The 14,537-nt window shown below is 67.6% G+C and carries 18 protein-coding genes; 15 read left to right on the forward strand and 3 right to left on the reverse strand.

Annotated features, from left to right (window positions below; genetic code table 11):
• Positions 1 to 23: 23 nt before the first annotated feature.
• Positions 24 to 800 carry an SGNH/GDSL hydrolase family protein gene (locus tag ITI46_RS18555; RefSeq protein ID WP_209240770.1) on the reverse strand — a complete coding sequence of 259 codons (777 nt, stop codon included), beginning with the start codon at positions 798 to 800 and terminating at the stop codon, positions 24 to 26.
• A 20-nt stretch (positions 801 to 820) separates the two neighbouring features.
• Positions 821 to 1,390: a PadR family transcriptional regulator gene (locus ITI46_RS18560; RefSeq protein ID WP_209240771.1), complete on the reverse strand. Its 570-nt coding sequence runs from the start codon at positions 1,388 to 1,390 to the stop codon at positions 821 to 823.
• Between the two features lie 139 nt (positions 1,391 to 1,529).
• Here ITI46_RS18560 and ITI46_RS18565 point away from each other — a divergent pair, with 139 nt between their 5' ends.
• The 3 genes from ITI46_RS18565 (at position 1,530) to ITI46_RS18575 (ending at position 3,055) form a co-directional block, all read left to right on the forward strand.
• Positions 1,530 to 1,922 carry a nuclear transport factor 2 family protein gene (locus tag ITI46_RS18565; RefSeq protein ID WP_209240772.1) on the forward strand — a complete coding sequence of 131 codons (393 nt, stop codon included), beginning with the start codon at positions 1,530 to 1,532 and terminating at the stop codon, positions 1,920 to 1,922.
• A gap of 73 nt (positions 1,923 to 1,995) precedes the next feature.
• Positions 1,996 to 2,328 carry an ArsR/SmtB family transcription factor gene (locus tag ITI46_RS18570; RefSeq protein WP_209240773.1) on the forward strand — a complete coding sequence of 111 codons (333 nt, stop codon included), beginning with the start codon at positions 1,996 to 1,998 and terminating at the stop codon, positions 2,326 to 2,328.
• 34 nt (positions 2,329 to 2,362) lie between these two features.
• A complete protein-coding gene (locus ITI46_RS18575; protein WP_209240774.1) occupies positions 2,363 to 3,055 on the forward strand; it encodes an NAD(P)H-dependent oxidoreductase in 693 nt (230 codons plus the stop codon).
• Positions 3,056 to 3,133: 78 nt separating this feature from the next.
• Here ITI46_RS18575 and ITI46_RS18580 read toward each other — a convergent pair whose 3' ends face one another.
• Complete coding sequence (locus ITI46_RS18580; protein WP_209240775.1) at positions 3,134 to 4,105, reverse strand: SDR family NAD(P)-dependent oxidoreductase; 972 nt, start codon at positions 4,103 to 4,105, stop codon at positions 3,134 to 3,136.
• A gap of 55 nt (positions 4,106 to 4,160) precedes the next feature.
• Here ITI46_RS18580 and ITI46_RS18585 point away from each other — a divergent pair, with 55 nt between their 5' ends.
• From ITI46_RS18585 to traB, 12 genes are all read left to right on the forward strand, one after another.
• Positions 4,161 to 4,583, forward strand: coding sequence for a MerR family transcriptional regulator (locus ITI46_RS18585; RefSeq protein WP_209240776.1), 423 nt, complete (start codon positions 4,161 to 4,163; stop codon positions 4,581 to 4,583).
• Positions 4,584 to 5,041: 458 nt separating this feature from the next.
• Complete coding sequence (locus ITI46_RS18590; RefSeq protein WP_209240777.1) at positions 5,042 to 5,713, forward strand: hypothetical protein; 672 nt, start codon at positions 5,042 to 5,044, stop codon at positions 5,711 to 5,713.
• A 160-nt stretch (positions 5,714 to 5,873) separates the two neighbouring features.
• Positions 5,874 to 6,389, forward strand: coding sequence for a DUF4365 domain-containing protein (locus ITI46_RS18595; protein WP_307808227.1), 516 nt, complete (start codon positions 5,874 to 5,876; stop codon positions 6,387 to 6,389).
• Positions 6,386 to 7,675: a hypothetical protein gene (locus ITI46_RS18600; protein ID WP_209240778.1), complete on the forward strand. Its 1,290-nt coding sequence runs from the start codon at positions 6,386 to 6,388 to the stop codon at positions 7,673 to 7,675. The genes ITI46_RS18595 and ITI46_RS18600 overlap by 4 nt, the downstream gene beginning before the upstream one ends.
• A 158-nt stretch (positions 7,676 to 7,833) precedes the next feature.
• Positions 7,834 to 8,571 carry a GntR family transcriptional regulator gene (locus ITI46_RS18605; RefSeq protein ID WP_209240779.1) on the forward strand — a complete coding sequence of 246 codons (738 nt, stop codon included), beginning with the start codon at positions 7,834 to 7,836 and terminating at the stop codon, positions 8,569 to 8,571.
• 685 nt (positions 8,572 to 9,256) lie between these two features.
• Positions 9,257 to 9,589, forward strand: coding sequence for a plasmid transfer protein KilB (gene kilB, locus ITI46_RS18610; protein ID WP_307808228.1), 333 nt, complete (start codon positions 9,257 to 9,259; stop codon positions 9,587 to 9,589).
• 91 nt (positions 9,590 to 9,680) lie between these two features.
• Complete coding sequence (locus ITI46_RS18615; protein ID WP_209240781.1) at positions 9,681 to 9,971, forward strand: hypothetical protein; 291 nt, start codon at positions 9,681 to 9,683, stop codon at positions 9,969 to 9,971.
• Positions 9,968 to 10,897 (forward strand): DUF2637 domain-containing protein, encoded by a 930-nt coding sequence (locus ITI46_RS18620; RefSeq protein WP_209240782.1) that lies wholly within the window; start codon positions 9,968 to 9,970, stop codon positions 10,895 to 10,897. The genes ITI46_RS18615 and ITI46_RS18620 overlap by 4 nt, the downstream gene beginning before the upstream one ends.
• Complete coding sequence (locus ITI46_RS18625; RefSeq protein WP_209240783.1) at positions 10,897 to 11,286, forward strand: RRQRL motif-containing zinc-binding protein; 390 nt, start codon at positions 10,897 to 10,899, stop codon at positions 11,284 to 11,286. The genes ITI46_RS18620 and ITI46_RS18625 overlap by 1 nt, the downstream gene beginning before the upstream one ends.
• A gap of 28 nt (positions 11,287 to 11,314) precedes the next feature.
• Complete coding sequence (locus tag ITI46_RS18630) at positions 11,315 to 11,818, forward strand: hypothetical protein (protein WP_209240784.1); 504 nt, start codon at positions 11,315 to 11,317, stop codon at positions 11,816 to 11,818.
• Positions 11,819 to 11,831: 13 nt separating this feature from the next.
• Positions 11,832 to 12,356: a plasmid transfer protein TraA gene (gene traA, locus ITI46_RS18635; protein ID WP_209240785.1), complete on the forward strand. Its 525-nt coding sequence runs from the start codon at positions 11,832 to 11,834 to the stop codon at positions 12,354 to 12,356.
• Between the two features lie 12 nt (positions 12,357 to 12,368).
• A complete protein-coding gene (gene traB / locus ITI46_RS18640) occupies positions 12,369 to 14,393 on the forward strand; it encodes a plasmid transfer protein TraB (RefSeq protein WP_209240786.1) in 2,025 nt (674 codons plus the stop codon).
• The last annotated feature ends 144 nt before the right edge of the window (positions 14,394 to 14,537 follow it).

Below are 14,537 nucleotides of genomic sequence, written 5' to 3' on the forward strand. Positions count from 1 at the left end.
CCTCTACATCGCTCCGCCACCATTCACCGGTCCACCGGCAACAGCCGGGGTCGCTTGGCGGTGCGGTGGTCGCCGGAGGAGCGGCCGCGGAGGCGGCGGCCGGCCCACGGGCCGAGGAAGGCCACTGCCCAGCGGAGTTCCGCTGCCGTCGCGCGCAGGCGGCCGGGGGCGGGTACGGGAGGCAGCGGCTCGGCCCAAGAGCCGTCCGCGCCGGGGAGGGAAAGGGCGTGGGCGATGGCGTCGGCGATGCGCTGGTGGCCGAGAGGGCTGGCGTGCAGCCGGTCGGCGCTCCACAGCCGGGGGTCGGTGACGACGGGGTGCCCGTGTGTCTCGGCGACCAGCACTCCGTGGCGGCCGGCGGCGGCACGGATACGGGCGTTGAGAACGGTCACCCGCGGCGCCAGCGGCCGGGCGAGCGGGGTGATACGGGAGACGTCGGGGAAGGTGAGCGTGGCGACCCGGGCACCGGCGGCGGTCAGGGCGGCGAACATCGCTTCCAGGTGCCCGGCCACCTCGTCGGCGTCGAAGCCGGGACGGATGAGGTCGTTCATGCCGGCCACGACGGTGGCCAGGTCCGGGCGCAACTCCAGGGCCGGAGCGAGCTGTTCGGCACGGATGGGCCCGGCCTGCCGGCCGCGGACCGCGAGGTTGGCGTAGCCGAGCCCGGGACTGGTGAGCGCGAGCCGCTCGGCGAGGCGGTCGGCCCAGCCGCGCAGGCCGCCGGCGTCGTCGCCGTCGCCGACCCCCTCGGTCTGGCTGTCACCGAGGGCGACATAGCGCTCGTAACGTAGTGCGGTCATGCGAAGCCCCCAGCGGTCGGTCAGGCGCGATCCGTGGCCCCGGTGCGCTCGTCCAGGACGTTCAGGACGCGTTCGCACCAGCGCAGGTTCTCCTCCTCGAAGGAGATGCCACGCAGCAGGGTGAGGTAGGGGCCGACGCGCTCGGCGTCGCGCAGATACTCCTCCTCGGTGCGGCCGTCCAGCAGCCGCTCGCGCAGCCGGCGATAGCGGTCGAGCTTGCCGCGCGCCCACTGTGCGCGCTCGGCGACGAACTCCCGGACGACCTCAGGGCCCGCCTCGTCCAGGGCCTGGACCTTGACCATCAGCTCGTCGCGGATGGCGCCCGGCCGGGGAGGCTCGGCCGCGAACTCCCGCAGCGCCGCACGCCCGGCCCCGGTGAGCGAGAACAGCCGCTTGTTGGGCCGTCGCTCCTGCTGGACGACGCGCGCGGCGAGCAGCCCCTCGGCCTCCATGCGGGTCAGCTCCCGGTAGAGCTGCTGCGGGGTGGCCATCCAGAAGTTGGCGATCGAGGCGTCGAACCCCTTGGCCAGGTCGTATCCGGACGACTCACCCTCGAGGAGCGCTGCGAGTACCGCATTGCGTAGAGCCATGTCTGCGATGGTAGCGCACGCAATTAATCAATTTTTTGAGTACTGAAACCGAAAAACTCTGGCCGACGCCCAGCAGTCCGCCATACCCTCACTCGCACCTACTCAACAAATTGCCTACGAACGACGGAGGGGCCGGATCATGGAGGCGTTCCGCAAGGCCGTGGAAGCCGGGGACCACGCGGCGATCGAGGCGCTGCTGGCCGACGATGTGGTGTTCACCAGCCCCGTCGCCTTCACGCCGTATCCGGGCAAGGCGATCACCGCGGCGATCCTGCGCGGAGTCGCCCGCGTTTTCGAGGACTTCCGCTACGTCCGGCAGCTCACCAGCACCGACGGCCGCGATCAGGCACTGGTCTTCAAGGCCAAGGTCGCCGGCCTGGAGATCGACGGCTGCGACTTCCTGCACCTCGACGAGGACGGCCGCATCGACGACTTCCAGGTCATGGTGCGCCCGCTGTCCGCCGCCAAGGCACTGGCCGAGGCCATGGGCGCCCAGTTCGACCGGATCACGGCCGAGGCATCGGGCACCTGACCGAGGCCCGGCAGCCGCCGCCAAGCATCGAGATATCGTGGTGTGTCGGAGTGTCTGGCGAGGGAGGCGGCTCATGGCCGTGACGGCGGGGTCGGGTCCGGCCGATCTGATCGAGGTGTTCAAGGCCCTGGGCAACCCTGCCCGTTTGCAGATCATGCAGTGGCTGAAGGACCCCGAAACCCACTTCCGTGAGTACGAGCCGATTGCGGACCGCCAGTCCGTGGGCGTGTGCGTCACCCACATCCAGGCGAAGTCGGGGCTCGCACAATCGACCGTCTCCAGCTACATGAGCACGCTGGAGCGGGCGGGACTCGTGCGTCCCACCCGGGTGGGCAAGTGGACCCACTACAGGCGCGATGAAGAGCGGCTGACCCAGGTGGCGCGGGCGATCAACACCACCCTCTGATTGACACATCGCAATACGTCGATATGATCTCCTCATGTCGACGCTTGACGCTGCCCCCACCGCCCTGATCGTTCACGCCCACCCCGAGCCCCACTCGTTCAGCACCGCCCAGATGGCCACCGCGGCCCAGGCCCTGCGCGACACCGGCTACCGCGTCGACATCCTCGACCTCTATGCCGACGCCTGGTCCCCGGTCCTCGCCCGCGAGGAATTCGCACCGGCAGAAGGCCCTTTCAAACCGCAAGCCGCGCAGATGCGCGCCATCGAGGACGGGACGCTCGACGCGACCGTCAAGGCCCACCTCGACCGGCTGCTCGCCGCTGACCTGCTCGTGCTGTCGTTCCCGATGTGGTGGTTCTCGCTGCCCGCCATCCTCAAGGGATGGGTGGACCGGGTCTTCGTGATGGGCGGAGTCTTCGGCGGGGACCACGGACTCTTCGGCGACGCGGCACTCGCCGGCAAACAGGCAATGCTGCTGCTCACAACCGGCGGCCCCAGCGAGTCGTTCCACCCCGAGGGCACCTTCGGCCCCATGGAGGACTTCCTGTTCCACATCCACCGCGGCATGCTCGAATTCGTCGGCTACCACGTCCTCAACCCCGTGATCACCTACGGACCGGCCCACATGACCGACCAGGAACGGGCCGCGGCGCTGGAGTCAGTCAGAGACTCGGTCACGCTCATCGCGGGAGAGACGGGAACCTCCAGGGCGTACGCCGCGAGGTGAGCCAACCGCTACCGCCGCAGGCAACGAACTCCGATCCCACGGCCCGGGCCCAAGGCGCGACATATGCAACGGCCCGGCTCACCGGGTGATCGGCGTCGCGCCGGTCACGGCGAGAGACAGCGCCCAGAGCCGGGCCGCCTCGTCGGGGTCGACGGCGTACGCGCGGACGCCGCCGTCGTCCATGGGGGTGCCGGGAGCGGAGACGTACGCAACGTCGCAGTCCTCCAGGTAGAGACCGCCCCGGCCGTCCAGGAGCGGGGACGTGGCGGCCCACAGACCGGTGGCGGCCCCCTGGGAGGGGGACTTGAAACCCTCGCCGATGACGCTGCCCTGCCCGTCCACCCAGCCACGGTCGATCTGCTCCTGGAGCGCCATCTCCCGCTGCAGCCCGGTGATGATCTTGCCCGGGTGGAGGGCGAACGCCCGCACGCCGTCACCCTTCCCGAGGGCGTCGAGGTGCACGGCGAACAACGCGTTGGCCGTCTTGGCCTGGCCGTAGGCCAGCCACTTGTCGTAGCCGGTACGGAAGTGCGGATCGTGCCAGCGGATGCCGGTCAGGGTGTGCCCGGCCGAGCTGTTGACGACGACCCGCGCGCCATCTGCGGCCGCCAGGAGCGGATAGAGCTCGCAGGCGAGGACGAAGTGCCCGAAGTGGTTGGCGGTGAGCTGGCCTTCCCAGCCGGGCCCCACGCGCCGCTCCGGGGTGGCCATCACTCCGGCGACAGCCATCAGGAGGTCGAGCCGGTCGAGACGGTCGCCGATGTACGCGGAGGCCGAGCGGACGCTGTCGATGTCGGCCAGATCCATGGGGACGACCTCGCAGTTCTTCGCCTCCTGCAGAGCGGCACGGGCCACGTCGGGGCGGCGGGCGGGAACGATGACCTGGGCTCCCGCGGCCGCCAGAGCCCGGGTTGTCTCCAGACCGAGCCCGGAGTAGCCCCCGGTCACCACGGCCGTCCTTCCGGAGAGATCGAGACCGGCCACGATGTCCTCGGCGGTGGTGGAGTCGGAGAAGGGCGAGCCGAGCGGCTGCTGATCAGTGTTGGTCATGCCGCTGACGCTACGATCTGGAGCGAGGTCTAGATCAACTCCAGGAGTGGGCGGCATGACGACCAGCGAAGCTGCCGTGCAGTCGCTGAGCATCGGCGAGGTAGCCGACCGGACCGGACTGAGCGTGCACGCCCTGCGCTTCTACGAGCGCGAGGGCCTGCTCGTCGGACCGGTCCAGCGCACCTCGGGCGGCCGCCGGCGCTACACCTCCTCCGATGTCGAATGGCTGCAGATCTGCGTCAGACTCCGCGAATCCGGCATGCCGCTCGCCGACCTCAAACACTTCGCCGAACTGGTACGCCACGGCCCCGGCAACGAAGCGGAACGCCTTCAACTCCTCGACACCCACCGACAGCGCGTCGACGCACAGATCCAGGCCCTGGAGGAGTGCCGGTCCGTCATCGCCTGGAAGGTCGACATCTACGCCGAGCACCTCGCCCGCGGCGAAGCCGACGGCCTCTGGGACCCGACGACCTGAGACACCCTCGGGCAAGGGCGGGCAACCGCGCCGCGAGCGCTGTTCCGGCAACGGCGCCCGCGGCGCGCCCTGCGCTCCTGCGCTCCCCGAAGAGGCCGCCAATACGGCCCACCGCACGAAAAAGCCCAGGCCACATCAAATGTGACCTGGGCTTCGGTGGAGCCGCCTAAGGGAATCGAACCCTTGACCTACGCATTACGAGTTGTCCGATCATGGTCCGGGGTTGTCCGCGACGGTCCACGTCCGGCTCCCTCGCACTGGTCAGGAGCGCTCGTGAACTGCGGCGGACGACGGCAGATGAAGACGGAACGAGGGGCTATCGAGACCGCATCTGAGACCAGGCAGGTTGCTGACCACGCCTTCCCGCGCGGCTCGCGCCGCCCAGTTCGCGGGCCCGGCAGCCTCCCTCGACAGACGACGTGACGCGTTTTTTGATATCCGCGCATACCTTCTCCCCCATGGAAGAAGAACCCCGATTCATCAACAACAGGGTGGACGGTCACGTCAAGGGCCCCGCGGTTCAAGCGCAGCACATCGGCTTCATCTCAGCCCCGTCCAGCAGGGTGCACAACGTGTTCAAGGAAGCCCGTGCTCTGAACTTCGTTCCAGTGCTCTATCGGGCCATGGCATCGTTGGCGGCACTGGGAGCGCTGTTCGGGGTCGGGCACGGCGGTACGCCAATCGCTGGAGCGGCGGTCGTGTGCGACTGGCTGGCGATCCCGTCGGGCTGGACGGCACCCACCGGGAGTTGGGTAGCCGAACGGTCCGAACTCCTGGCCACTGTTGCTGGTTTCCCACTCTCGATCGGACTCCTGGCACTGCCAAAGCCGAGGCAGATGGCTGGGGACCTCACCCGTGCGTTGGAATGGCGTGCGCCGTCGACCGTGGTGGCTTCCTTCTCAATCTTGGTGCAGTGCGGTTACACGTGGTCTGCGCTGCTAGTGATCATCGTCCTAGCTGCCAGCGGTCTCCGGGCGACCCGGGAAGCCAGCTCCGAGAGACGGACCGAGTATGTGCTGGCGGCGGCCGGAGGCATCCTTCTTGCTGTGTTCTTCGTTCCGATCTACGCGTTCGCCTGGCTCCTGGCTCGGGATACAGGCAGTACGGCGTACTTCCCTGAAAGATCATGAACGTGGCAGGTGGCTCAGGAGAGGCTCAGCCCGTCTGCCGACTCTGGCATAGCTCGCTCAACTCAGACGCGCGCCCCGGGCAGCGCCGCACGGATGAGTCACGCCCTCTGGTGCCGAATCTTTGCCGGTAGTACCTTTCGCCTCGAAGCGAGGGGGGGCCGTGATTCGGGCTGATAGCTGGCAGCAGGAACAGATCAGTCTGGCCTATGTCGCAGCGCTCGCGACGATGGGTGGCTACACGTTGGGTAAATGGGAGGTAGACAAAGATGGCGTTGACCTTTCAGTAAAACGAGCAGATGGCTTAACATTCGAGCTTCAAATGAAATGCACCTACAGTCCGAAGATTTCTGCACAGGGATCCGCATATACCTATAACTTAGATATTCCAACCTATGACAAGTTGCGAGCCTGCACCCGCACATCGGTTGGATTTCTCGGATTGGTGGTGGTGCCTCCCGGTCTTGAGGACTGGATGTTGCATAGCGAGGATGAGCTAATACTGCGCTGCGCCGGGTACTGGGCAAAAATTCAAGACTCTCCCCCTGTGGAAAATAAGACTTCCAAGGCGATACATCTGCCCATGGAGCAGAGAATCGACCTAACCGGGTTCGAGGAGATGTTCAATCACGCAATGCATCGCCTGATGCATGGGGCACAGGCGGTGACTGTGGCGTGAATGCGATGAATATTGGTTTCGCTGAAGCTGCGAGTTACCTAACGCGTGCTTCTTGGCACCCGGTTATGCGTGGACCTCTGGCAGAGATCTGGCAGCCGACTGATGAAGATTCGGTTCGCATCATGGTGCCGAAAAACTCGAATGCCCCAGATTTTGAACCGATGATTCGCAATCTTACTGTCGAGGTGGGGCGCCACGAAGGAAGGGACCCTGCCCACGTACGGGAAGATATTGCTCGCCAGTTCCTGGATATCACCAAGCTGCGCGCTGCTAGCGAAGATGAAATTAACGACACCATCCCCATGCGTGCTGGAATCGCCTTATTCGAGTCCGCCAAAAGATTGGTTACAGCCTCGGCAGGGTCTACTCTTTTTCGGCAGGGAAACTTCGGCAGAAACATGCCGAGGCGGGCGATCAACCATGCCAAGAACGTACGCTTGGGTCACACCATGACTGGCTCGTACATTCTCCCCATAATTACCTCTGCCGCAGTTCCCGAGATCTACGAGTTCAACGAAGGACTCGAAGTGCAGCCGAGCCTCGACATTGAAGTTGAAGAATCTAGATTTGATCGCCGCGTGGTTACCACCATGGCCCACGCTCTAGAAGTGCTTGAGGAAATCGCAGTAACCCGGGACAGTATGCCCACCACTTCGGAAATCAATGACGCAGTGGCGGAAGGCGTTTCCCGTGAGCTGTGCGATGCTATCTCCAGCGTGTTGACCACCGGGCACGTTGAGAACTACGACGTCACATTCCAGTGGGCTCCGGCGGCTACTCCCCCTATTGGACTGACGGATAAAGTAGTCTTCCCCAGGGAGACTGAGTTCACGGTGAGGGAAATTGCCGAGCAGCTCAAATCGTCGGAGCGAGTTGAAGAGCAGGTAATTTTCGGAATTATCGTCAATCTCATGGCGTACCCGAATGACGGGACTGGTCGCGTGACGATTAAGTCTGCAATCCAGGGACGGGTACGCAACGTTAATTTCGACCTGGATTGGGAGAGCTACAGGCGAGCTTCCCAGTACCACACAGAGAGACGGCCGGTGTTCGTGCGTGGCGTACTGCACGTTCCAAGTGGTCGGCAGGCCACTATGGAGGTCAGTGCTTTTGGGCCTGATCCTTCAACTATGACATTGGACGATGCCCTCCAGCCCCATCTCGCCACTATGACTGCAGAGGGGCGAGAGATGCGTCAAGCGTTGGAACGGCGAGAGACGCGCCAGCGGGAGGAACGCCGTCTTCCCCGATCCGATCCTGAGGGCCCGAACACAGCAGGCTCTTGAGCGGAACATTGTCTGCATTCATCACCTACCCGACGTGCCGGATGTGTGCGCAGCTGCTGCTAACGGGGAAGTACTTCGCTGTCCGGCCCCACCCTTCACTTTCGCTCCGGGTGTGTCACTGTTGGAGGTGCGCCACCCTAGGGAAGTGAGGATGTTCGATGGCAGAGACGGCTAGGCAGATCGCGGATGATCTGCGGGCGCGTATCAGCTCGGGGGAGCTGACGCCGGGCGACCGCCTGCCCGGCGAACCTGCCCTGGTCAGGGACTACGGCGTGGCCAAGGAGACGGCCCGCCGTGCGCTGACGCTGCTCGTGGACGAGGGGCTGGCCGTCCGTCGGCGGGGCAGTGGGACGTACGTCCGGGAGTTCCGTCCGATCCCCCGCGTGGCGAACAAGCGACTGGCAAAGGACGGCTGGGGCGCCGGCAAGTCCATCTGGGATGCCGACCTGGGCGACCGTGAGTACACCGTCTCTGACCTCCAGGTCTACGAGTCGGAGGCTCCGCGGCAGGTAGCCAGGCTGCTGGAGCTGAGCGAGGGCGAGCCCGTCATCGTCCGGAGTCGCCGCTACCTGGTGGAAGGCGAGCCGGTACAGCAGGCCACCTCCTACCTGCCGGCGAAACAGGTCCGCGACTCGCCCATCGCACAGCCGGACCCTGGTGAAGGCGGCATCTATCGGCGGCTCGCAGACCTCGGCCTGGAGCCGGTCCGGTTCTCGGAAGAGCTCAGGGCCCGCATGCCGAGCCAGGAGGAAACGGCCCTGCTCGCGGTCTCCGCGGGTACGCCGGTGGTCGAGATCTGCCGGACGGCTTTCACGGCTGACGGCCGGCCGATCGAGGTCAACCAGATGCTGCTGAACGCAGGGGTCTACGTCATGCAGTACCACCTGGAGAGTTAGCCACCACCCCGCCACCGCCCCTCGCAGCTCAGGGAGCCCACCACCCGGTGGGCTCCCTTTTTTGCTGCTCAAGTGCGTGTTGCCTCAGCCTCGTTGACATCCCTAGGGAACTCTGTATCAATATCCCTAGGGAGCTTCACGGAGCTCCTTGAGGGCCCCTTCGGGGGTCATGAGGCCCCGTGCGCAGACACGGGGGCGAGGGACCCGAACCCCTTGGCAGTTCGGAGGGCTGAGGCCGGAAGGCCATGTCTCCATACGCCTGAAACGGGAGCTCGCTCCCGAAGGAGACGTCCTGTGCGTCGAGCGCACACAGTCCCCGGCACCGCCCCGCTGTGTCAGGGGGCCGTGGCTCCTCGAACGAGGGCCAAACAAAGCGCGCCGCCCGGAGTTGCAGCTCCGAGCGGCGCATACAGGCACCTGAGTAGGAGGTCACCTGTGATCACCAGTCTGACAGAGGCCGAACGAGCTGAGCTGTCGCGGAAGGCCGCTGAGGCGACCAAGCGCAGCGAGGACAACGCCCGCGCCAAGAGCGGTCGCTGAGCGGCCGGAAGGAACTGTCATGTGGGCAAGCCTTCTCGCCGTACTCGGCACGCTCGCCGGCGCATTGGTCTCTGGACTCCTTCAGCACCGTGCTGCACGTGCCGACCGCACCAACGCTCGAACAGAACAGCTCCGTCGCGATCGGATGAACGCGGTCACTGCGCTCGCCGTGGCGCTGAGCGACCACCGCCGCGCCATGTGGGAAGTGCGGGACGCGCAGTTGGCCGGCAAGCCCGACGAGCGCGTACAGGAGCTGCGGGACGAGTCGCACCGCACCCGTAGCGGCATCACCGACCCGTCGGTGCGGATGCGGTTGCTCATCTCCGACGAGGAGGTGCGCGCTGCTGCGCTGGCGGCCACGCATGCCACCTACGCCATGCGCGACGCCGCCAACACCGAAGCTCTACAGGCCGCTCGGAGTACCGCGCTGGCGTTGCACGACCACTTCGTGGACACGGCAGGCGCACACCTGGCCTGACCGCTCCTCCGTTTTCCCCGGACCGGCCGCCCTCTCGCCAAGAAATCGTGGCCGGTCCGGCTTCTCGTCCCTTCGACAAGCAGGAGAGATCATGCACGCCTACGTTGGCGGCCACCGGGTCCATACGCCCGAAGACTTCGTGGAACTGGCGCTGGGCACCCCGCTGGAACTCTGGCTCGGCTCCCCCGACGAGAGCGACGAGGAGCGCGCGGCCCGCCTGGATGCGGCCCGCGACATCCTCACCGAGAACCCCGACCTCCCCGACCGCGCCGTGCGGGCGGCCACGCGGGCATTGGAGGACGCGGGCGTCTTCAACCTCATCCCTCTGCCCTCTTCGGGTGCCGCGCGCCGGTTCCGGTCGCGGACGGGGGTGGCGGCATGACCCGGTTTGGTAAGGCGCTGCTGGTTGTGGCGCTGGTCGCCGTCGTCGGGATGGCGTTCCGCGTGTCCTGGAACGCGCTCAGCGACGTGGCCCGCGCCGTCGGTGCGGATGCGACCGCCGCGACCCTCTACCCGTTCGTGGTGGACGGCCTGATGGCGCTCGCGCTCGTGGCCACACTGACGTTGACCGAGCGGGCCGACAAGCGGTTCGCACTGCGCGTGCTGGCGACCTACACGCTCGCCTCGCTGGCTCTGAACTATGTGCACGGACTGGTGCCCGGCCTGCATGACGAGTCGGTCGACTGGGGGCGACTCGCCGACTGGGACCCGGCCAACTGGCTGTTGGTCCTCTTGGCCACCTCGCTGCCGGTCGGCTCCATCTACTTCGGGTCCGATCTGGTGGCCAAGGTGCTGCACCACCGACCGCAGCCCTTCACCACGAGTAGCAAAACACCCGATAGCGGCATCAATCAGTCGACCCCTGACCGGGACGACACCGACACCCGACCGGCCTGCCCCGTAGTCGATCCAGCCCCGGCAACCGACCTGGCACCCGTCGACCGCGAGTCGGACGACAACGAGGCCGCCCGAACCACCGTTGCCGCGGAGTCGACTCGTTCCCGATCCGCCATCGGCCGCGTACCGCAGTCGGCTCGCTCACCCCGACCGAAGCGCACTCCGGCTGAGCTGCTGGAGGAGGCACGGTCGGCTACGTCCGGGTGGAAGGACTCCGACCTGACCGCCGAAGGCATCCGTCAGACCGTACGCACCTCCGCCGCAAAGGCCCGGGAGCTGCGCGACACGCTCCGAGCCGAACGTGACGCGGGCCGCGCTGCCGAGCAGCGGCACCTGATGGAGGCGCCGGAGCTGGAGGAGGCGTTCGCGCGCCTGGCCGTCGACCGTGCCGCTCTGGACAAGGCCGCCTGATGTCGGCCGCGTTCGGCAAGTGCTACGACCCCAGCGGCGCTCGCTGGGGCGTACCCACCTATCCGTGGCGCCTCGCGCCGGAGGGAATGGCCACGCGCCGCCAGCTGCGGGCGCGCGGCTTACGGCCGGGTGGTCAGCCGGTACAGGCCCAGGTGATGCGCCGCTCCCGCGGCCGGAAGTCCGGCGTCGCCGTGGCCTTCCTTTACCGCATCGACGAGGCCAAGCCCGTACGGCGGATGACCTCCCGCAAATGGGGCGCTCTGGCGCTGGCGATGCTCGCGCGCCGTACTTGCCCGGTCTGCCGCCAGGACGCGGGATACGTGATCCCCACCTCGCTCGGGATGTGCATTCCGTGCGCCTATCCCGTCGACGAACAGCACGCCGCCTGACTCACTCCAACCTGCCAAGGGGGAAACAATGCCCGCTCGTACCGGTCCCAGCACCGTGAAGGTGCCTGCTGGGGCCTCAGCCATCCGTATTCCGCGACAGCGGCGTTCCGGACGGCGCTCAGACCCGTTCGTCGTCGTGGTGCCCGAGCGGCCCTCGCTGACGCGCCTCGCGCTCGGGGCGACCGCTGATCTGGTCTGGCGGCACCGCGGGGCGCTCGCCCCGCTCGGGATCGCGGTCGGCGTGTTCCTCGTGGCCACGCTGCTGCACGCCCTGGCGTGGTGGTCCGGCCTGGCGCTCGTCCCCGCGGCCGTGGGGCCGCTGGTGTGGCTGGCGCTCGTTCAGCGCCGTCGTCCGGCTGCTGCCCGCGCAGTGTGCTGGCGCGTCGCGTTCGCGCTGCTGGCCACAGCCGCCGGCGCCTGGGCGGCGCTGGCCGCTGGGTTCGGGCCGCTGGCCGGTCCGCTGGAGGTGTGGTGGCTGCTCACCTTCGTCGCTGCTCAGACCACGTGGCTGATCGCGCGCCACTCGAACTGACCAAGGAGGATTCATGGGAACCACCACGGGAGCCGACGGCTCGGACAAGTCGAACAAGTTCGCCAACGCCGGAGCCGCCGCAGGCGGATTCGTCGGCGCGATGGGCGGGGCCTTCACCCCGCCCATCAACGTCACGGTCAACAAGCAGGCCGCAGCGAACGGGAACGGCGGTCGAGCGCACGGAGAGACCCTGCTGCCCGCGCCGGAGTTCACCTCTCCGGCACAGGTGCGGAACTACTGCAACAGCCTGCGCGCGGCGGCCGTGACGCTGTCCATCGAGGTGGCAATGGGAGCCGAGATTCTCAAGGGCGTGCTGGCCGCCGTGCCGGACCCGGACGGCAGGCCGTTCGGGTCCCGACTGCGGGCACAGAAGGTGGCCCGCAAGATGCAGAAGTCCGCGGACGCCCTGAGGGACGCCGCCAAGAACGCTGCAGCCACGTACTCCGCGTTCCAGCAGGAGTTCGAGGAGGAGATCAACCGCGTCCGTCACCGTGCCCGCCGTCCCCAGGTTCCACAGATGAACTGGGCCCAGCAGTAAGGAGGTTCTGCGATGGCTGAGCGGAACAGCGAACAGCAGCATGAATTGCACCTCCGTGGGTCTTCGGACGCCGGGGGCATCGGCAAGTACCTGATGCACCGGGCCAAGCCCCATCTGCCTCCGTGGCTCGGAGTGGCTGGCAGCGGTCTGGCCGGAGCTCTCGGTCATCTGCGGTGGGCGGACAGTGCGGGCGCCGGCGTCGGCCTGACGCTGGCTTCAGTGGCGTTGACCGGCACCACGTGGTGGGTGGCCCGCTCGACCAGCGCGCAGCGCCGTCTTCACTCAGCCATCACCGTGGCCGCGGGCTCGGCTTGGGTGACCGCCGCCTGCTTGGCGGGCCCGACCACGGGACCGATAGACGACCTGTTTCTGATGGGCGGGCCCGGTCTGGCCCTGTCGTGGAACGTGCGCATCGTCATGCGCCGTAACCCCGATGCGGCCGGGGAAGGCTCGGACAGCGGTCTGCTGGAGAAGGTCGGCCTGGCGAAGGCGAAGATCGGCACGGCCAAGGTGGAGCCGAACCGGGTCACCGCACCCATCGCGCTGGAGCCGGGCGAGCAGACCAACGAGGACGTCGCCAAGAGCCTGGCGCGGATCGCGTCCGCGCTGGACCTGCCCACGTCCGCTGTTCGGTACCTGCCCGACGCAGGGTCGGCGCGACGCGGGGAACTGGTCGTGGTGCCGGAGGACATGCTGGAGGAGGTCGTGGAATGGCCTGGCCCCTCCAACGCAGGCGGCTCCATCGCCGACCCGCTGGTCATCGGCCGCTACGACGACGGCGCCCCGCTCCAGCTCTGGCTTCCCGGAGACCCGGGCGCCAACCGCAACTCAACGCACGTGCTCATCGCGGGCGGGACCGGCTCGGGTAAGGGCGACACCGCGCTCAACCTGCTGACCGAGATCCTGTCCCGTAAGGACGTCATCGTGTGGCTGTCCGACCCCAAGGCGTTCCAGGACTTCGCGCCCCTGCGCCCAGGGCTGGACTGGGGTGTGGAGGGTGGCACGGACACCGAAGTCCTGGTGGAGGCAGTCAAGGCCGCCATCCCGGCACGCACGCGTTGGCTGGGTGACCACGGCTACCGCCAGTGGGTGCCCGGGTGTGCGCAGGTGCAGAACAGCACCAAGCACACCTGCCGGGAGGACGGCCGGGCGTGTGGGTGCGCGGGCATGCCGTTCCTGGTGGCGTGGATGGAGGAAGCCGCCAACACGCTGCGGGCACTGGGCGACGACGCGTTCACCGGCATCGCTCAGGAAGCCCGCTCCGCAGGTATCGCATTGGTCGTCTCGCTCCAACGCCCCTCGTACGACCAGATGAGCACCAGCACCCGTGCCTCCCTGCCGTCCGTGATCGCGCTGGGCTGCGACCCGCGCGACGAGGGGTTCTCGCTGCCGGACGAGGTACTGGCCGCAGGCGCCCACCCCGGCGCGTGGGGCAACCGGCGGCCGGGCTACTGCTACGTGGTCAGCCCCGGCATCGATGAGTCCCGCTATCCCTCCCCGGGCCGCACCTGGCGGTTCACCGCCCGGGCCGTGCCCGTCATGGAAATGCTCGCTACCTGGACCCAGCGCAACGGCGCCGGCGCCGACCCGATCACCGCGCAAGCGGCGTCCGGCGTGGCCGGGCGGCTCTACACCGGGCGGACCGCTCCGGAGGGCGAGCAGGCGGTCACGGCCACCGCGGAGGAGGACGAGATGGCAGGCGGCATGCTCGTGGACCCGGAAGACACGGACATCGACCCGGACGCTGAACTCCCCGGCTCCCAGCCGGGCGACGACGCGCCGCTGTTCGGCCAGGAGACGGGCCACAAGCCGTCCCCGGAGGAGGCCCGGCGCCTCTTCGCCGACGCGCTCGCCCAGTTCGAGGCTGAGGGCCGTATGGTCGTCGGCCCGAAGGACTTCACCGACTGGTGCGACCGCAACAACCTCTCCCGCCCGTGGGTGTCCGCGAGGCTGAAGGAAGCCGCTGTGGAGGGCCGTCTGGAGCCGACGAACACCACCGGCCGGTGGCGCATCGTCCCCGCCCTGACGGCCGCCTGACACCCCTGACATGTCACGGCCGCCTGACACCCAACCCCTTAGGCAGGCGCGGTGTCACGCGGACCTGACACCGGGCCGTGACGCCTTCTGACACCTGACACTGACATCCCGAACCCAGCGGGCCCGCGCCACCCGGCGCGGGCC

It is taken from the genome of Streptomyces oryzae, assembly GCF_017676365.1.
Classification (GTDB): domain Bacteria; phylum Actinomycetota; class Actinomycetes; order Streptomycetales; family Streptomycetaceae; genus Streptomyces; species Streptomyces oryzae.